The organism is Rhodococcus sp. H29-C3 (genome assembly GCF_030063405.1).
GTDB lineage: Bacteria > Actinomycetota > Actinomycetes > Mycobacteriales > Mycobacteriaceae > Rhodococcoides.
This window is the reverse complement of sequence record NZ_JASITC010000004.1, coordinates 438,602-457,397: the sequence shown is the minus strand read 5'-3', so window position 1 is coordinate 457,397 and position 18,796 is coordinate 438,602. Positions and strand designations below refer to the sequence as shown.

Here is an 18,796-nt window from a genome sequence, read left to right as displayed (position 1 = left end):
GAACTGCCACCGGCGCGTTTCAGGCTCTGTTCAGTACGAAGACTGGTATGTCGCGATCGGTCTTCTTCTGGTAGTCCGCGTAGTCGGGATACGCCGCAACAGCGCGCTCCCACCACACCGCTTTGTCCTCGCCGGTGACCTCCCGCGCCACGTAGTCGGCCTTGTCCGTGCCGTCCTGCAATTCGACATTCGGATCGGCCACCACGTTGTAATACCACACCGGATGCTTCGGAGCTCCGCCCAATGAGGCGACGACGGCGTACTCACCGTCGTGCTCGACCCTCATCAACGGTGTCTTACGGAGCTTGCCCGTCTTGTTCCCCTTGGTGGTCAGCAGAACTACCGGCATCCCATTCATGGATGTGCCTTGCGTGCCCCCCGATTCCTCGAGAAGTTCGGCCTGCTTACGGGCCCAGTCGGAGGTGCTCGGTTCGTATTCCCCAGTCAACGGCATGGCGTCCAGTCAACACCTACTCGGGCCCCCATGCCACCAGTGCCGACTTTCTTCCCGTTGCGCGATGACACGGAATACCCGACACTGAAGTTCGGTAGCCCGAAACCTTGGGTACGTATAACCTGAACAAGAATGCGCTACCTCCGATTGGAGCAACGAGATGACACACGCCGAGACGACTGCCGGTACGCGTACGCGCCTGCGCACAGTGGATATCGCCGGCACACCGTGGCCGGTGTACAAGCTCGAAGCTCTCGCCGTAGGCGTTCTGGTGTTGCTCGGCGCACTAGCACTGACTACGTCACTGCAGGTAGCCGTTCTCGGTAGCGCATGCGCGACGGTCCTCGCCTGGTGGTCCCTGAGGCTCGCGGAAGCGGTCAGCCTGCCAAGCAGCCAGGACCGAACAGTGCCTTCAAATCACCCATCAACGCCGACGTCGGGGTAACCCGCAGACTGTCGTCGAGCTTCATTGCGGTCACCTTGTCTCCGCTCACCAGACGCAGATGCACATCCGAAGTACCCGGGTGAGACATCAATATCTTCTTCAGTGCACCAACTTTGTCGGCCGTGCACTGACGGGTCGGAAGGCTGACGGCCAATGGCTTCGCAACTCCGACAGCCGAGAGATCCGGTACCGCGAGATCGTTGGCGATCAATGAAATCCGATCGTCACGCACCGATACTCGACCCTTGACCAGTACCACGGAATCTTCGGTCACATCTGCGCCGAAGACCGAATACGCCTGCGGGAAGAACAGCACCTCGATGCCACCGACGAGGTCTTCCAGTTGCGCCGATGCCCAGGTAAGACCGTTCTTGTTGACGCGCCGGTTGACCGAGGCGAGAATTCCGCCGATGGTGACCTGGGTGCCGTCCTTGACGTCCCCTTCGAGAATCGCCGGAATGTTGGTGTCCGACTGCGCATTCAGCATGTGCTCGACACCCAACAGTGGGTGACCGGACACATACAGACCGAGCATTTCTCGTTCGAGTGCCAGACGATGCTTCGAATCCCACTCCTCGTCCGGAACACGCACATTGAAGACCGCCGAGATCGACTCGTCGGCGTCCTCGCCACCGAAGAGGTCGAACTGCCCGATTGCCTCGGCCTTCTTGGTGCCCATCACCGCATCGATAGCGTCGGCGTGAATGAGCATCAACCCTTTTCGAGGGTGGTCCAGTGAATCGAAGGCGCCCGCCTTGATGAGCGACTCGGTGACCTTCTTGCTACATGCAACGGCATCGATCTTCTGGAGATAGTCGGAGAAGTCGGTGTACTTCGACTTTTCCGCCCTCGCACGAAGGATGGAGGCTACGACGTTGGTTCCGACGTTGCGCACCGCGCCGAGACCGAAGCGAATATCCGTGCCGACGGAGGCGAAGTTGAGTTCGGATTCGTTGACGTCCGGCGGCAACACGGTGATACCGAGCTTGCGACAGTCGGCCAGATACAGCGCAGCCTTGTCCTTGTCGTCGCCGACACTGGTAAGAAGCCCTGCCATGTATTCGGCGGGGTAGTTCGCCTTCAGATACGCCGTCCAATAGGACACCAGACCGTAACCGGCGGAGTGCGACTTGTTGAACGCGTAACCGGCGAACGGCAGAACCGTATCCCACAGCGCCTTGATAGCTGCCTCGGAGAAACTGTTGTCCAGCATGCCCTGCCGGAAACCGGCATACGCCTTCTCCAGCTCCGAAAGTTTCTTCTTACCCATCGCCCGACGCAGCAGGTCGGCCTGACCGAGCGAGTACCCGGCCACCTTCTGCGCCAACTGCATGATCTGCTCCTGGTACACGACCAGTCCGTAGGTCTCGCCGAGAATCACCTTGAGGGGTTCTTCGAGTTCGGCGTGGATGGGCTTGACCTCTTGTCGAGCATTCTTACGATCTGCGTAATCGTTGTGCGAGTTCATCCCCATCGGGCCCGGGCGGTACAACGCGAGAACTGCGACGATGTCCTCGAATCCGGTGGGCTGCATGCGTCGGAGCAGGTCTCGCATTGCACTGCCGTCGAGCTGAAACACGCCGAGAGTGTCACCGCGCGAAAGCAATTCGAACGTCGCCGGATCATCGAGCGGCAACGCATCGAGGTCGATGTCGATACCCCTGTTGGCCTTGATGTTCTCGATTGCATCACCGATGACGGTGAGGTTTCGCAGCCCGAGGAAGTCCATCTTGAGCAGGCCGATCGCCTCACACGACGGGTAGTCCCAGCCGGTGATTATCGCGCCGTCCTGTGCACGCTTCCAGACCGGGATCGCATCGGTGAGCGGCTCGGAGGACATGATCACCGCGCAGGCGTGCACGCCGGCGTTACGGATCAGCCCTTCGAGACCCTTGGCCGTTTTGTAGATCGTCGCCACGTCGGGATTGGAATCGATGAGCGCACGGACTTCGGTGGCTTCCTTGTACCGCTCGTGCGCCGGATCGGTGATCCCGGCAACCGAGATGTCCTTGGCCATGATGGGAGGTGGAAGCGCCTTGGTGATCTGATCGGCGATACCGAACCCCGGCTGCCCGAACTGAACACGCGCAGCATCCTTGATCGCGGCCTTCGTCTTGATGGTTCCGAAGGTGATGACCTGAGCGACGCGGTCGCTGCCCCACTTCTCGGTTGCATAACGGACCATCTCACCGCGTCGGCGATCATCGAAGTCGATATCGATATCGGGCATCGACACGCGCTCGGGGTTCAGGAACCGCTCGAACAACAGTCCGTGCGGAAGCGGATCGATGTTGGTGATCCCCATCGAGTACGCCACGAGAGAGCCAGCAGCCGAGCCACGGCCTGGCCCTACTCGGATGCCGACGGCCTTTGCGTGGTTGATGAGGTCTCCGACGACGAGGAAGTACGCCGGGAACCCCATTTCGAGAATGACGCCGATCTCGTATTCGGCCCGGGCGAGGTATTCCTCGGTCGGGCCGTCGGGGAAACGGCGGTCCAGCCCGGTCATGACCTCGTGCCGAAGCCACGTTCCCTGGGTGTGTCCTTCGGGAACGGGGAAGATCGGCATGCGGTCACGGTGCGCCCACACGTCGTCGTAAGGCTGGACGCGCTCGGCGATGGCAAGCGTGCTGTCGCAGGCGCCGGGAACCTGGTCGTCCCATAGTTCGCGCATTTCTGCTGCCGACTTGAGGTAGTAACCGTCGCCGTCGAACTTGAAGCGGGTGGGATCGCTGAGAGTCTTGCCCGTCTGAATGCACAGCAGCGCCTCGTGATTGACCGCTGCGTCTTTCGTGACGTAGTGGCAGTCGTTCGTGGCGAGTGGCGGGATCGACAGCTTCTTGCTGATCTCGAGCAGCCCTTCGCGGACTCGGCGCTCGATCGACAACCCGTGGTCCATCAACTCGACGAAGAAGTTCTCCGGGCCCCAGATTTCCTGCCACTTGGCGGCAGCCTCCATCGCCTCGCGATCCTGACCGAGCCGAAGTCGCGTCTGCACCTCACCCGACGGACACCCGGTGGTGGCGATGATGCCTTCTGCATGTGTGGCGATGAGCTCTTCGTCCATCCGTGCCCACTTGCCCAATTGGCCCTCGATGGATGCCAGCGAGGACAACTTGAACAAGTTGCGCAGACCGGTGGCATTCTCGGCGACCATCGTCATGTGGGTGTACGCGCCACTGCCGGAGACGTCGTCGGACTTTTGACTCCGGTCGCCCCAGAGCACACGCTTCTTGTTGAATCTCGACTCGGGCGCGACATATGCCTCGATGCCGATGATCGGCTTGATGCCCGCCTTCTTGGCCTCGTTGTAGAACTCGCTCGCGCCATACATGTTGCCGTGGTCGGTCATTCCAACCGCGGTCATCCCCAAGCGTCCGGCCTCGGCGAACATCGGCGCGATCTTCGCGGCCCCGTCGAGCATCGAGTACTCGGTGTGGTTATGCAGATGAACGAACGAGTCAGCCACGAACATGTCTCCTGAAGGTCGAACTGTGTGTGAATCTCGGCCCGAAAGTCTCGGGCAGTGCCAATCGCGCCAGCGGGAAAGATCGATACCGAAGCCCACCCACTCTAAGCGTTCGAACCGACAGATTTTCCATGCTGTCGGTGTGTCCTGAGGAACGATGACCGTGTCCTGCCGCTCTCGAGACAGGTGTGACGAAAGCGACGGAAATCGCCATCATCGTGGCGGGGGTACGGGCCCGTCGTCGGGAAGGGGGCCCACAACGGAAACGAATTCAGAAAGCAGCACTCGCACCGCGAAGCGACCGGCAATCGCGTCGGCAGGCAGCGCTTCGACGGCTCGTACTCCCTCGGTGTTCTCGATGGCAAGCAACGCCGACGGAGTGGCACGGAGCACCGCGCCGACGACACAATCGCAACCGGAACCGAGCTGCGCGGCCGATGTGGCGTCGATCTGAGATTGACGATCCCACTGCCCGGCGCTCACCCCGAGCCTCGACGCCGCGACGCTTTCGGCCCCCAGCACCGATTGCTCGCTCCCCGCGACACCGATGTCGATCACCTGGCTTTGCACGCGGTCCATCGGCACTCTCAGAAGTACCCGCGCAATCCGTTCACCGTCAGCAATTGCGACCAGCCGTTGCGGGGAAAGCGGCGTGTCGAAAGAAACGAGAGCCCAATGCGGATTACCGTCATCGACACCACGCAGGGTTCCGCGCGCCCTGTCCAGGTAATCCGACACCATCTCGCCGTTATCCGGCCCGAGTCGATCGGTGTTGACCCCGGGTCGTGGAAGCGGATTCAGAGCACCGACCAACCAGAGCAGTCCGACAACGACTGCCACCAGCACGCCCGCCTCGAGTGCCCCGCCGAACCGTCTCATGCCTTGCGCAATACCTCCAGCGCGTGCTGAAGATCGGCGGGATACTCGCTTTCGATCTCGACCCATCGGCCGTCGGATGGGTGCGTGAACCCCAACGACTTAGCGTGCAGCCACTGACGCTCGAGCCCGAGCCGTGCCGCGAGTTTCGGGTCCGCCCCGTACGTCAGGTCGCCGCAGCAAGGGTGCCGAAGCGCCGAGAAATGCACCCGAATCTGATGAGTGCGACCGGTCTCGAGGTGCACGTCCAACAGGCTCGCAGCCTGAAATGCCTCGATCGTGTCGTAGTGCGTCACACTGGCTTTGCCGTCGGCGCGTACAGCGAACTTCCAATCGTTGCTGCCGTGGCGGCCGATCGGGGCATCGATCGTCCCGCTGCTCGGGTCCGGATGTCCTTGCACCAGAGCGTGATACCGCTTGGAGATGGTGCGCTCCTTGAACGCGCGCTTGAGGACCGTGTACGCGCGCTCCGACGTAGCAACCATCATCACACCCGATGTACCGACGTCGAGACGATGCACGATGCCCTGACGCTCGTGCGACCCGGACGTCGAGATTCGGTACCCTGCGGCGGCCAGTCCACCGATCACGGTAGGTCCGGTCCAGCCGACGCTCGCATGCGCAGCCACTCCGACCGGCTTGTCCACCGCGACGATGTCGTCGTCGGCGTAAAGGATGGCCATTCCCGGGACCGGCTGCGCCACGACCGTCAACTCACGTGCGGGCTCAGGCAGTTCGACCTCGAGCCACGTGCCTGCCGACAGGCGGTCGGACTTACCGACCTTGGCACCGTCGACTACCACCGACCCCTCTTCCGCGAGCGTCGCCACCACGGTTCTGGAGTAGCCGAGCAGCCGAGAGACGCCGGCGTCGACACGCATGCCGTCGAGTCCGTCGGGAACCGGCATCGAACGCGATTCCCTCATTTCTCCACTGCCTTCGTCGCTGTGGCGTTTTTCTTCGACTCGGTACGTCGACCGTTCGGTTCGAGCCCGAACAGGCTCAACACGACCAGAAGAATTGCGCCGCACACGATCGAGGAGTCGGCGACATTGAACACCGGCCACCACCCCACCGACACGAAATCGACCACATGCCCTTGCAACGGCCCTGGGGAACGAAAGAAACGATCGATGAGGTTTCCGAGCGCACCACCGAGAACGAGACCGAGGCCGAGGGCCCACCATGGCGAGCGCAACGTCCGTCCGATCCGAATCACGCCGATCACGACGCACACTGCCACGATGGTGAGCAACCAGGTCATACCGGTCGCCATGGAGAACGCGGCGCCAGGGTTACGCACCAGGCGCAAGGTGACGACGTCACCGAAAATCTCGACCGGTCTGCCCGGGGAAATCCAATGAACAACGGCGATTTTGGTTGCGAGGTCGAAGGCGAGCACGACCACCGCGATCACAACGAGCATCCGGGTACGCAGCGGCTTGTCGGGCACGCCGTCCGACTTCGTGGATTCCGCAGGAATATTCGCGCCTACATGCGCGGCTTCGGGCTTCTCGGCGGTGCTGTCGGGGCTGGTTGGATCGGTCGGGCGGTCTTCACTCACACCCCCATCATGTCGCATCGGGACCCCGCACCACACATCCGGACCGGCGGCGACCACTCTCGCGGGAGCCGTGTCCGTAATCTGGGTGCCGTGATCTCGACTTCCGAAACCTCCGTACGACGTCTACGCGGACTTGCCGCAGCCGCCGCAATCGCCGCTCTCATGACCGCATGCACCTCCTCCGGGGAGGGCACGTCGGTGACCGCGACAAGCTCGTCCCCTACCTCCGGCGTCTCGCTACCCGTCACTCCGGTGACGACAACTCTGCTGGACCCGGGTGCGGAACCACGATCGACCGTGACCTCTGTGCGCAGCGGCAATCAGACGGTTCAGCTGTCCACCCGTTCGGCAGTGACTCAGCAGATCGACGATCAGGCTGTGCAGGACTTCTCCACCCCCGAGCTCACCCTGCCGTTGACGGCGACGGACATGGACTCCTCCGACACGGTGAACCTTCGCGTCGGCAAGGCGACATCAGCAGACCAACGACTCACCGACGCGTTGGCGCCTGCGGAAGGTTCGGCTGCCGGCTTGACCATGACCGATGCCGGGGCGATCACTGCCCTGACGATCACACCGTCGGACGAGACGCAGGATGCAGCGCGTGCGGCTATCGAACAGGCGCTGAACCAGGCCGTATACCGGTCGGTCTCGTATCCGGACGACGAGATCGGCGTCGGCGCGGTGTGGACCGTAGAACAGCAGGTCATCAGCGGAGTGACGCTCAACCAGGTGACGACCGCAACGCTGAGATCACGGGACGGCGACCGCCTGACCATCGACCTGCGGATAGACCAGACGCCCGAGTCGACCACGCTGGAACTGCCCGACAACGCCGGTTCGCTGGCCATCGATTCCTACACCATGACGGGAGCAGGAACCCTCGAGGTCGACGCCGGCACACCACTTCCGTTGTCGGGTGAGGTCACCGTCGGTGGCAAACAGCAGTACAGCGACCCCGAAGGGTCGACCGTGCTGCGTCAGGACATCAGCGACACCGTTCGATGGACCACGCCATGATGACGCGTCCACTGCTGCTCACCGCTCTGGCCGTCGCGACGGGGCTGTCTGCCGCCGCGTGCGGTGGACCCGAGACCGCGCACGATGACGCACCGAACGTCGCTCTCGGCCCGGTTGCCGCCGCACCCGATCCCTTGTTGGGATCGCCGATCACCGATTCTGCGGCGCTACAGTCCGCGATGCTCAGCATGGATCTATTGCCAGACGGGTTTGCGCCGATTCCCGACCCTGTCCGTGATCTCGGCATGGATCCGGCTCCCGAGTACGACGCACCGGACCGATCGGGCACCGATCCGGAAGCCTGCGGCGACGTCCTCGCACCGATAGAACGACAGTTGCCCGGTGCGTCTGCTGGGGCCGACGTGCGGTACTCGGGTCCGAATTTCTCCTCACTCGACGAGGACGCGGTGAGCTACCCCGGCCGCGGAGCCGCCGAGGCTTTTACTGCACTTCAAAACACCTTCGCGGAATGCACCGAGTACTCCGGTACCGATGCGGACGGGGTGCGCGTGGACTACCGACTCGAAGGTCGTGAGCAGGACCCGGTCGGAGACGCTTCGGTCTCGGTGCGTCTGACTATCGACAGTGGCGGCTACACACTGGTCTCGGACGTCGTAGTTGCTGTTGTCGATTCGACGGTCGTGCAACTTGTGGGGACCGGCCAGGATGCATTCGATCCCACAGTCATGACCGAGTTGGCCACGACGGCGGTGGATCGGATCAGAGGCGCCGACCGAGGCGTATAGAACGACGCGTGCGCGCTACCTCTTCGAGCACCTCACCCCGGAACACGCAAATGCCGGTGCCGTCCCAAGAGGGACGACACCGGCATTTATCCGATCGAGTGCTAAGAAATCAAGCGCACGCGGGCGAAGTCAGCTGCGCGAGCTGTACGAGGCCACACGCGTTCTCCTTCGACAGCTTCCACTTTCCGTCTTCGGCGACGAAGGTGAAGTTGCCGGGGTTGGCCTGACCGTTGATGGTCAGCGTTGCGCCTGCATTGAGCGTGCCGTCACCCAAGTCGTCGACGCTGGTGAGCTGAATCGCTGCACCGTTCTGTACGGCTGCGGCCGCGACCTGGTTGATGAGGTCGGGATCGGCCTCTGCACCCTGGATCAGTTCGGCCTTCTCCTCCACCGGCACCGCTGGGTCGAGCCCGCGAAGCAGTTCCGCGTTGAGTTCCTCCGGCGTCGGAACCGGCGGGTAGTCGCCGCTCGCGTCGGGTGCGGCTGAAGCAGAAGATGCCGAAGCAGTGGTGGTGGTTGCGGTGTCGCCGCCATCGTCCGATCCGCACGCGGTCATCGTGAACGCTGCAGCAATCGCGATGCCTGCAACCATGGCCTTACGGGTGTTACGAAGCTTCAAGTGCTTGTCCTTTTCACTCTGATCGCCAGCGATCACTGTCGATCACTGCGGGGGTCAACTTGTCATCGTTCGTCTCGGGTGCCCCACTATGCCATTCGAAATCTCGCACGGCCAGATTCGGGTACCGACCGGTAGGAAATCGCGTCATTGGAGACTGTCGAGCGCATCCGCTAGGCGGAGCATCTCATCCCCCTCGGCAAAAGTACGAGCCCTACCCGGTCCGGAAGATCGGGTCTCGAAACGAACAGTCACCACGGAATGGCCTGCCCCCTGTATCCATCCGTGTCCGTACTCAGGATGCCTTACATCCATCCCGGGGTGCCACCTAGGGCTCGGTTCCGGCGGGACAGGCGCTGGGTTCGGTGTGGTTCTCGCATCGTCGAGAACGTCGCCTGAGTGGTAGTCCAGCTCAGGGAAGAGCGAGCCCTGCTGCACGGTCGACAACCCGGCCAAACCCACTCCCACCAAGCGAATAGGGCCAAGTTCCACCGGGTCGAGCACCAGGCGCTGGGCCGCAGCGACAATGGTCTGCTTGTCGACGGTTGCGTACGGAAGGGTCACCGAGCGCGTGAGGATACTCATGTCTGCTTTACGCAATTTCAGAACCACAGTTCGAGCGCCTCGGCCGTCCTTGCATAACCTGCGGTGGGCGGCGTCGCCGCTCGATTCCACCGCAGCGCGCAGTTGGGCCAACGTCACAAGATCATGTGCGAACGTCGTTTCGGCGCTGACCTGCTTCGCTTCGGCTCGCTCGGCCACCGCGCGATCGTCGATTCCCCGCGCAAGTCTGTGCAGGCTCGGTCCGACCGTCGCCCCGAGGATCGAGGCAACCTCCGATTCCGAAGTGGAGACGAAGGTGCCGATCGTGTCGATCCCGAGCCTGCGAAGCTTCTCCTCCGCCACCGGACCTATCCCCCACAGCTTGCGCACGGGCAATGCCGCCATCAACTCCGTCTGCTCGTGCGGAGTGACGACCTTGACACCATCCGGCTTGGCCAGCCCGGATGCAATTTTCGCAATCTGCTTTCCGGCACCCGCGCCGATCGACGCCACCAAGCCGGTTTCCTCGCGCACCAGAGTCCTCAGTGACTCGCAGAAGTCGAGTACCTCCGCCGACGTCGCACCCACAAGCTCGGACGGCTCCCCGAACGCTTCATCCATCGACAACTGTTCCAAGAGCGGCATCGGAGTACGCAGAGCGTCGAACACTCGGCGGCTGAGCGCCTGATACAAGGAACCCCGAGGGGGCAACACGACGGCACCTCCCCCGACGAGCCGTCGCGCCTGATGCATGGGCATGGCCGAGCGAGCACCGAAAACTCGCGCCTCGTAGCTGCATCCGGCAACGACCCCGCGGCCACCGGCCCCACCCACCAGGACCGGCCTACCCCGCAACGTGGGACGGGTCAGCTGCTCGACGGATGCGAAGAACGCATCCATGTCGAGATGCAGGACCCACCGCGCGCTGCGAGAATTCGTCATGAGCGATGAACCTCGCGCGGATCACGACACTCCACCGTTGTCTCCCCCGGCCGGTCTCTCACTCTTGGCTGAGCTCGAAGCCCAGCGATGCTGCCGCCCGCTCTGGTGACGGATCGCGCCACAGTTCGCCGTAGACCTCGTTCGATGCCAGGGATCTGGTGACGGCCTTGTCGATATAGACCATGCCGTCGAGGTGATCGGTTTCATGCGCCACGATCCGTGCCGGCCACCCGCGGACGATCTCGTCGATCTCATTACCGTTCGAATCGACACATTCGAGCCGAACGGCCGCAGGCCGCGAGACGACAGCCTGATACCCGGGCACCGACAGACACCCCTCGAAGAACGAGCGTCGAGCATCCCCGATCGCGGTGTACGTGGGATTGACGACAACCCGAAACGGCAGCGGAGTGCGATCGCGCGCCTCCGCCATCTCCGGGTCCACCTCGTACATGTCCTCGATCACCGCAATCCGGAGCGGAATACCGATCTGCGGAGCAGCTAATCCCACGCCCGGCGCATCGTGCATCGTCGCCCGCATGACCTCGACGAGCCGCTCGAGTGTCCGGACCTCGAGTTGATCGACCAACGGCGCGGCCGGAGCCCGAAGCACCGGTTCGCCGACGACCACGATCGGGACGACGCCACCACGAGCCGAAGAGAGAATTTCGCGGACGACGTCCTCCATCGATGCGGCTGCCGTCATCGCGCTCGGCTGACCAACGCGCGCACGCCCTCGCCCAGCTCGACCGCTTCCGGGCCCGGATCCCCATCGACCAAGGTAAGCGCAAGGACCTCACCCTTGATGAGTTCCCGGTGGGTGTCGAGCCAGTCGCGTCGATCAGCCGGTACCTCGACGACGATATCGATCCGATCCGACACCTCCAGCCCGAGGTTACGGCGTGCGTCCTGGAATTCGCGGATACGATCCTTCGCCCAACCCTCGGCTTCGAGTTCGGCTGTGACATTCGAGTCGAGCACGACGAGTCCAGCGTTTCCGGGCAACGCAGCCGTCGAATCCGGTTCGGCAGCAACCAATTTGCGGGTGTATTCGGAGGGCAGCAGCTCGATCCCAGCAGCGCCGACAACACCGTTGGCGTCCTCGGACCATTCCCCGGCCTTGACGGCCTTGATGACCTTCTGAACGTCCTTACCGATGCGAGGACCTGCCGCACGAGCGTTGACCACAAGTTCGAACTTGCCGTGCACAGCGACGTCGTCGGTCAGATCCACCTTCTTGACATTGACCTCATCCGCGATGATGTCGGCGTATGGACGCAACCGCTCCGCGTTCTCGGCAGCGACGGTGACCTCGGGCAGCGGCAAGCGCACTCGAAGATTCTGCGCCTTACGTAGACCGAGCACGGTGGAACAGATGGTTCGAACCTCGTCCATGGACTCGACGAGTTCGGGATCGGAAGGCAGCTCACCCGCGTCAGGCCAGTCCATCAGGTGCACCGAACGCCCGCCGGTAAGGCCACGCCAGACGACTTCACTGATCAACGGCAGAAGCGGTGCCGCGATCCGCGTCAGAACTTCCAGCACTGTGTGGAGTGTGTCGATCGCATCGACGTTCTCACTCCAGAACCTCGAACGCGAGCGTCGCACATACCAATTGGTCAATGCATCACAGAACACGCGAAGCTCGTCGCACGCACCTGCGATGTCGTTTCCCTCCAACCCATCGGTGATCGCATCGCGAGTCGCAGCCAGCTTCGCAAGCACGTACCGATCGAGAACATGCGGCGAATCGGTACGCCACACGCCCGGCTTGTCCGCGTACAACTGCAAGAAGCTCCACGCGTTCCAGATCGGCAGCAAGGCCTGACGAACACCCTCGCGGATGCCCTGCTCGGTCACGACGAGATTTCCGCCTCGAAGGATCGGAGAAGACATCAGGAACCACCGCATGGCATCGGAGCCGTCCCTGTCGAACACTTCCTTCACATCCGGATAGTTCCCCTTGGACTTGCTCATCTTCAAGCCGTCGTCTCCGAGGACGATCCCGTGTGCTGCAACGGTTTTGAAGGCCGGCCTATCGAACAGGGCCGTCGCCAGGACATGCAGCGTGTAAAACCATCCACGCGTCTGACCGTTGTACTCGACGATGAAATCGCCGGGGTTGTGAGTGGCGAACCACTCCTCGTTCTCGAACGGAAAGTGCACCTGCGCATACGGCATCGAACCGGACTCGAACCAGCAGTCCAATACCTCCGGAACACGACGCATGGTCGAATTGCCGGTCGGGTCGTCGGGATTCGGCCGCGTCAGATCGTCGATGTAGGGACGATGAAGATCGGTCGGTCGCACACCGAAATCACGCTCGAGATCATCGAGGCTGCCATAGACGTCGAGTCTCGGATACGCCGGATCATCCGAGGTCCACACCGGAATCGGACTGCCCCAGTAGCGGTTTCGGCTGATGTTCCAGTCACGCGCACCCGCGAGCCACTTACCGAACTGCCCATCCTTGATATGTTCGGGGACCCACGTGATCTCCTGGTTCAACTCGACCATGCGATCGCGGAACTTGGTCACCGCCACGAACCACGACGGAACCGCCATGTAGATGAGCGGCTGACCACTCCGCCAACTATGCGGGTACGAGTGCTCGATCGTCTCGTGACGCAGCAACCGTCCCGAGGCCTTCAGATCCTTGATGATGACCGGGTTCGCATCGAACACCATCAAGCCCTCGTACGGCGGCACCATCGAGGTGAACTTTCCACCCGGATCCAGCGGTTGCACCACCTCGATACCGTTGGCCGTCGCCACGTCCATGTCCTCTTCACCGAATGCGGGCGCCAAGTGCACGATTCCGGTACCGGAATCGGTAGTCACGTAATCGGCGGACAGTACGCGATGCGAGTTGGGATGCCCGGAGAAAAAGTCGAACGGAGGCGTGTACTTCAGCCCTACGAGATCGGCACCGGTGTGCTCGGACAACACCGTCGGGTTCTCCCCCAACTCCCGAGCGTAATGAGCCACACGATCACGAGCGAGTACGACGCGTCCGCCTTCTCCGTCCTCGACCTGTACGTAGTCGATGTCCGGACGGACCGCCATCGCGAGATTCGACGGAATGGTCCACGGCGTCGTCGTCCAGATCAATGCATCGGCGCCGTCGAGGGGCGACCCAGGAGCGGAGAGCACCATTCGCACGGTGACGGCCGGATCCTGACGCATCTTGTATGCGTCGTCGAGACGCGTCTCCTGGTTCGACAACGGTGTCTGCTCGTACCAGGAGTACGGAAGCACTCGGAAGCCCTGGTAGATCAGCCCCTTGTCATGGAGCGTCTTGAATGCCCACATGACCGACTCCATGAAGTCCAGATCGAGGGTCTTGTAGTCGTTGTCGAAGTCGACCCAGCGAGCCTGACGGGTCACGTAGTCGCGCCATTCGTCGGTGTACTGCAGGACCGACTGCTTGCAGTACGCGTTGAACTTCGCCAGACCCATCTCGTCGATCTCGGACTTGTCCTTGATCCCGAGTTGCTTCTCGGCTTCGAGTTCGGCCGGTAACCCATGACAGTCCCAGCCGAATCGCCGCTCGACCTTCATACCCCGCATCGTCTGGAAGCGAGGTACAAGATCCTTGACATATCCGGTCAGAAGATGGCCGTAGTGCGGCAGTCCGTTTGCGAACGGGGGGCCGTCGTAGAAGACGAATTCCTCGGCGCCTTCACGGTTGTCCACGCTGGCGCGGAAGGTTCCATCCGCAGCCCAGGCGTCGAGGACCTTCTTCTCGAGATCGGGGAACGATACGCTGCCGGCTTTCGAGCCGTAGATGTCGACGAGCGGGTAGGAATCGCGTGTCGATGTGTGATCGTCGGTCATGGTGACTCCTCGTGCCATCCGCTCGTACGAGCGGAACGTGTCGGCACGGGGACGATGTCCGACGTGTCTTTACGTCGGTACCGCGGTACCACCCCGTTTGCATCGGATTCGCCCGCAAAGGAAACGATCCGGTGCCACTCACGCGGGCTGTGACGGGCCCACCCGTTCGGCTCTACTGAGCAAACCCGTACAAGGCTCACCGTTCTTCCGAAGACTCCCCGGTGATTGCCGGATCAAAGCCTTACTTCTTTCGATCGAACTGCTCTGGAACCGGACCGACTACTGCGCACAGCGATCCAGACCAGCTAATGCTAGGGAACTAATGCTTGGGCGGGGCGAGAGGATCGGGAGGAGACTTCCTACCGGCCAACGCGCCCACAAGCAACAGAACCGCACCCACTACACATACTGCGATACAGCCCCACGCCCAGATCACCGAGCCGGTCATCAGAGCGATGACCAGCAAGGCAAACCCCACTGCCGCCGCACACAGCGTCAGTACAAGCACAACACACCTCGTTCCGGATGCGCCGGCAGGCGATCGTCAGATCCGGAGCGAGCCGTCGCGCGCCATGCGTGAAGCAAACAACCTCTAGTTGTTGCCTTTGGCGTACGACTGGCTGTAACCGGAGGACTGTCCCTCTTGGCTGAAGCCGTCCTTGCCATTGTCCACAGGTAAGGCCGAGGAGCGATTCTCCAACTCTTCGAGCTGCGACTCCAGGTACGACTTGAGACGGACCCGGTACTCGCGCTCGAACGTCTTGAGCTGCTCGATGCGACCCTCCAGCACAGATCGCTGCTCGTTGATCGTCGCCATGATCTCGGTGTGCTTGCGTTCGGCATCGGCCTGAAGTGCGTCGGCCTTCTCCTTCGCCTGCCTGAGCTGCGTCTCCGACCGTGTCTGTGCATCCGACAGTAGCGACTCGGATTTCTGACGAGCATCCGTGACCATTGCCTCCGAGCGCGTACGCGCATCGGTGACGAGGCGCTCGGCGTTGGTCCGCGCGTTGCCGAGCAACTGCTCCGATTCGGTTTTGGCATCGCTCGTCAGACGATCTGCCATTTCCTGAGCGAGGCCCAGGATCTTGGCCGCCTGCATGTTGGAATCGGCGCTCGGCGACGCAGCAACGGGAGCCGGAGCCGGGGCCACCACAGGTGCAGGCTTGGGAGGCTCGACCGGGCGTTGCGGCTCCGGAGGTCGCTGCGGCTCTGGCGCCTTCTGCTGAACGGGTGCAGATTGGCCGGGGCCGGATTGGCGAGCAGAGCTCTTGGAGTCGGACAGCTCCTGATCGAGCTCGCCCACTCGCTGGCGCAGATCAGCATTTTCTTCGATCAGTCGCGACAACTCTTGCTCGACGAGATCGAGGAATGCATCTACCTCGTCTTCGTTGTAGCCGCGCTTTCCGATCGGCGGCTTACTGAACGCGACATTGTGCACATCAGCTGGAGTCAGCGGCATGGAAGGATCCCTTCACGCGTCTTGAGGCGGTAGAGCAAGCATTCAGTTATATCCCATTCCATACGGTCCGGAACAATCAAACTGTAACTGGCGTCCATTCTGTCACATCGGTCGCGCTGGTCGCCCGCGTCCCCGAAGTCTTGTACCAACGTATCGAACCCTACGACCCCAGCCCTCTCACGACAGTCATCAGGATGAATACCCCGAAGAGCAACACCATGATCGACAAATCGAGTCGAACTCCGCCGAGATTCACCGGCGGTATCAGTCTGCGAAGCAGCTTGACCGGCGGGTCGGTCACCGTGAAAATCGCTTCGAGCAAGATCACCACAATTCCAGTGGGACGCCAGTCGCGGGCGAACGTTCTGATGAATTCGACGATGATGCGGCCGATGAGAAGCAGCCAGAACATGAAAAGTACGAAATAGAGAACCGCAAACAAGGCCACGTCTCATACTGTGCCCGAAAAAAGCGGCTCGATCAAAGCGAGCAGGTCAGAGACCCCCGACGCTCGATCGAGCCGCGGACTTATCGCACAACCCGTCCGAGTCATTGCTGACTGTAGAAGCCGGTTTCGGCGATCCGGCGACGCTCCTGAGGCGATACGTCGACATCAGCGGGCGAGAGCAGAAACACTTTCGTCGCAACCTTGTCGAAGGAACCACGCAGTGCGAACGCCAGTCCCGCTGCGAAGTCGACCAACCGCTTCGCGTCGGCATTGCTCATCTCGACGAGATCCATGATGACGGGAGTTCCGTCACGAAAGCGCTCACCGATGGTGCGCGCCTCGCTGTAGTCGCGCGGGCGCAACGTGGTGATTTTGGACAAGGGGCCTCCGTCGTCGACAATCGGGCTTCGACGAGTCTCCGCACGGACATCCATCCTGGTATCGACGGCGAGGTTTCCGCGAGTCGCCGTCGGCCGAGTACCGCCGCCGGATGCGCCGCGTGAACTTCTGCTCCCGATCGGCGCCAGAGTCGGAGCCGGGCGAGGCGCGTCGAAGTCGTCGTAATCTTCGGCGTCGTCCAGATCGGCATGCGCCGGCCGTCGAGACGTAAAGCTAGGGCCGCCGAATTCACGGTCGCCGCGCTCGTCGAGTTCGGCGTATGGGTCGCGCCCCCGCGAAACCCGATGACTATCAGGCTCGTCGAGGTAGTCGTCTTCGTAGTCCGCGAGTGGAACCATGCCGAAGTACGCCTTGAACTTGTGCAGGGTGCTCATCGATCCTTGCCTTCCTTCAAAACTGGCCATTCGGGCTTCACTCCCGGGCGGGTGTTCAGCGTGTCGTCACCAGGTTCACATTGGGTCAGTTGTGACTGATGTGAACCGTGGTCTCTATTGCGAGGTTATCGGCCGCGAACCGAGTATTGCGGTACCGACACGCACGCACGTCGATCCGTGTCGCACAGCGGCTTCCAGGTCGCCGGTCATGCCCGCAGACAGTTCGACGGCCTCGGGATGATCGACGAGAACACGCCGGTGCAGTTCGGCAAGATCGGCGAACGAACTATCGGGGTCGGCTTCGATCGGCGGGACCGCCATCAAACCCGCAAGAGAGAGATCCTCTGCTGATGCGACGAGGTCGACCAGTTCGTCCAGCTGTTCGCGTTCGATGCCGGCCCGGTGAACATCGCCATCGAGACTCACTTGAATCAGCACCCGCAGAGGGCTTGTCCGCTCGCCCTCGCCCAGCGCACGCTGCACTGCGTTCTGAAGCGACTGAACCAATCGCGCACTGTCCACCGAATGAATCGAATAGGCCCACTTCGCAACCGACTTCGCCTTGTTTCTCTGCAGATGCCCGATCATGTGCCATTTCGCGGGAGAGTCGGCGAAGTGCTCGGCCGTCTCCTGAGCCTTGACCGTTGCTTCCTGCTCCCGCGACTCACCGAACTCACGGCAGCCCAGTCGATAGAGATTTTCGACGTCACTCGAGGGGAAGAACTTGGTGACCGGAAGCAACGTCACGTCCTTTTCGGCACGGCCGGCGGAGATACACGCCGCACGCAGCCGATCGCGCACCGACTGCAGTGCGTTCTCTATCTCTACGGCTCTGTCACTTGCGATAGTCATGGCACCAGTCAAGCAGGCTCGGTGTCCATCCAGATCACGCTGGCGAACCTACCGGTCGGTGCTTCCCGCCGATGACTGAACAGGGTTCTGTCCTCGATGGTGCACCGAGGATCGACCACCACCGCCGACACACCGGAAGACTCGAGTTGCCTCCGAATACCCGCTCGGATATCGAGGCCCGGCGTCTTACGAACCGTCGTCGTCGCACTACCGGGTAAATGACGCTCGACGTCGGCCCGCATATGCGCAGGCACTTCGTACTGGCGGCCACTTGCTGCCGGACCCAGAAAAGCACCGATACGTGAGAGGTCCGCCCCGAGCGAAACCATCTTCTCCAGCACCTTGGGCACGATGCCGATTCGGGCCCCCACCCGCCCTGCATGGACGGCAGCGATCACACCTGCCTCGTCGTCGGACAGCAGAAGCGGAACACAATCCGCAGTCAATACCACCAGGCCGAGATTGCGAACGGTCGTCACGAGTGCGTCGGTGACCGGTACGGGCTCGGAGACCGGGCCGTCCACCACCGTGACGGTACGACCGTGTACCTGCTCCATCCACACCAGGCCGTCGACGCCCAGGCCCAGTTCCCGACCCAACCGTTCTCGGTTTGCCGCAACGGCCGCCGGAGCGTCCCCCACATGGTCGCCGAGATTGAAAGTGTCGAACGGCGGCGCCGACACCCCACCTGCTCTGGTGGTGGTAACCCTGCGGACTTTGCCGTTCAGCGCGACATTCCTCTCGGTAGGTGC

Annotated in this window: 17 protein-coding genes; 2 read left to right on the top strand and 15 right to left on the bottom strand. The window is 62.1% G+C overall.

What is annotated here, in order from left to right; genetic code table 11:
- Positions 1–19: 19 nt before the first annotated feature.
- The 5 genes from QMK32_RS12295 to lspA all read right to left on the bottom strand — a co-directional run bounded on the left by QMK32_RS12295 (position 20) and on the right by lspA (position 6,670).
- On the bottom strand, positions 20–454 hold the full coding sequence (locus QMK32_RS12295) for a nitroreductase family deazaflavin-dependent oxidoreductase (protein WP_283475217.1): 435 nt from the start codon (positions 452–454) through the stop codon (positions 20–22).
- Between the two features lie 377 nt (positions 455–831).
- Entirely contained in the window at positions 832–4,368 is a 3,537-nt protein-coding gene (gene dnaE / locus QMK32_RS12285; RefSeq protein WP_269303975.1) for a DNA polymerase III subunit alpha, read from the bottom strand.
- A 213-nt stretch (positions 4,369–4,581) separates the two neighbouring features.
- Positions 4,582–5,247 (bottom strand): hypothetical protein, encoded by a 666-nt coding sequence (locus QMK32_RS12280; RefSeq protein WP_283475214.1) that lies wholly within the window; start codon positions 5,245–5,247, stop codon positions 4,582–4,584.
- Complete coding sequence (locus QMK32_RS12275; protein WP_283475213.1) at positions 5,244–6,170, bottom strand: RluA family pseudouridine synthase; 927 nt, start codon at positions 6,168–6,170, stop codon at positions 5,244–5,246. The genes QMK32_RS12280 and QMK32_RS12275 overlap by 4 nt, the downstream gene beginning before the upstream one ends.
- Entirely contained in the window at positions 6,167–6,670 is a 504-nt protein-coding gene (lspA, locus tag QMK32_RS12270; protein ID WP_269304501.1) for a signal peptidase II, read from the bottom strand. Before lspA ends, QMK32_RS12275 begins: the two co-directional genes overlap by 4 nt.
- A gap of 300 nt (positions 6,671–6,970) precedes the next feature.
- Between lspA and QMK32_RS12265 the strand changes: the two genes are divergently transcribed.
- Together QMK32_RS12265 and QMK32_RS12260 are read left to right on the top strand one after the other, a co-directional pair.
- On the top strand, positions 6,971–7,828 hold the full coding sequence (locus tag QMK32_RS12265) for a hypothetical protein (RefSeq protein WP_502943588.1): 858 nt from the start codon (positions 6,971–6,973) through the stop codon (positions 7,826–7,828).
- The gene (locus tag QMK32_RS12260) at positions 7,825–8,574 is read left to right on the top strand and encodes a hypothetical protein (protein ID WP_283475211.1); all 750 of its coding nucleotides are present in this window, start codon (positions 7,825–7,827) and stop codon (positions 8,572–8,574) included. Before QMK32_RS12265 ends, QMK32_RS12260 begins: the two co-directional genes overlap by 4 nt.
- 109 nt (positions 8,575–8,683) lie before the next feature.
- Here the strand turns inward: QMK32_RS12260 and QMK32_RS12255 are convergent, their stop codons facing one another.
- The 10 genes from QMK32_RS12255 to pgeF form a co-directional block, all read right to left on the bottom strand.
- Positions 8,684–9,193, bottom strand: coding sequence for a WKL family lipoprotein (locus QMK32_RS12255; protein WP_283475210.1), 510 nt, complete (start codon positions 9,191–9,193; stop codon positions 8,684–8,686).
- A gap of 144 nt (positions 9,194–9,337) precedes the next feature.
- On the bottom strand, positions 9,338–10,675 hold the full coding sequence (locus QMK32_RS12250; RefSeq protein ID WP_283475209.1) for a DNA polymerase IV: 1,338 nt from the start codon (positions 10,673–10,675) through the stop codon (positions 9,338–9,340).
- Positions 10,676–10,733: 58 nt separating this feature from the next.
- A complete protein-coding gene (locus QMK32_RS12245; protein WP_283475208.1) occupies positions 10,734–11,381 on the bottom strand; it encodes a peptide deformylase in 648 nt (215 codons plus the stop codon).
- Positions 11,378–14,512: an isoleucine--tRNA ligase gene (gene ileS / locus QMK32_RS12240; protein ID WP_283475207.1), complete on the bottom strand. Its 3,135-nt coding sequence runs from the start codon at positions 14,510–14,512 to the stop codon at positions 11,378–11,380. The genes QMK32_RS12245 and ileS overlap by 4 nt, the downstream gene beginning before the upstream one ends.
- Before the next feature lie 319 nt (positions 14,513–14,831).
- A complete protein-coding gene (locus QMK32_RS12235; protein ID WP_283475206.1) occupies positions 14,832–15,020 on the bottom strand; it encodes a hypothetical protein in 189 nt (62 codons plus the stop codon).
- A gap of 84 nt (positions 15,021–15,104) precedes the next feature.
- Entirely contained in the window at positions 15,105–15,971 is an 867-nt protein-coding gene (gene wag31 / locus QMK32_RS12230) for a DivIVA-like cell division protein Wag31 (RefSeq protein WP_283475205.1), read from the bottom strand.
- 160 nt (positions 15,972–16,131) lie between these two features.
- Positions 16,132–16,419: a YggT family protein gene (locus QMK32_RS12225; protein WP_084346610.1), complete on the bottom strand. Its 288-nt coding sequence runs from the start codon at positions 16,417–16,419 to the stop codon at positions 16,132–16,134.
- Positions 16,420–16,520: 101 nt separating this feature from the next.
- On the bottom strand, positions 16,521–17,192 hold the full coding sequence (locus QMK32_RS12220; RefSeq protein ID WP_283475204.1) for a cell division protein SepF: 672 nt from the start codon (positions 17,190–17,192) through the stop codon (positions 16,521–16,523).
- Between the two features lie 114 nt (positions 17,193–17,306).
- Entirely contained in the window at positions 17,307–18,044 is a 738-nt protein-coding gene (locus QMK32_RS12215) for a YggS family pyridoxal phosphate-dependent enzyme (RefSeq protein ID WP_283475203.1), read from the bottom strand.
- Positions 18,045–18,052: 8 nt separating this feature from the next.
- Positions 18,053–18,772, bottom strand: a complete 720-nt coding sequence (pgeF, locus tag QMK32_RS12210) for a peptidoglycan editing factor PgeF (RefSeq protein WP_283475358.1) — start codon at positions 18,770–18,772, stop codon at positions 18,053–18,055.
- Between the last annotated feature and the right edge of the window lie 24 nt (positions 18,773–18,796).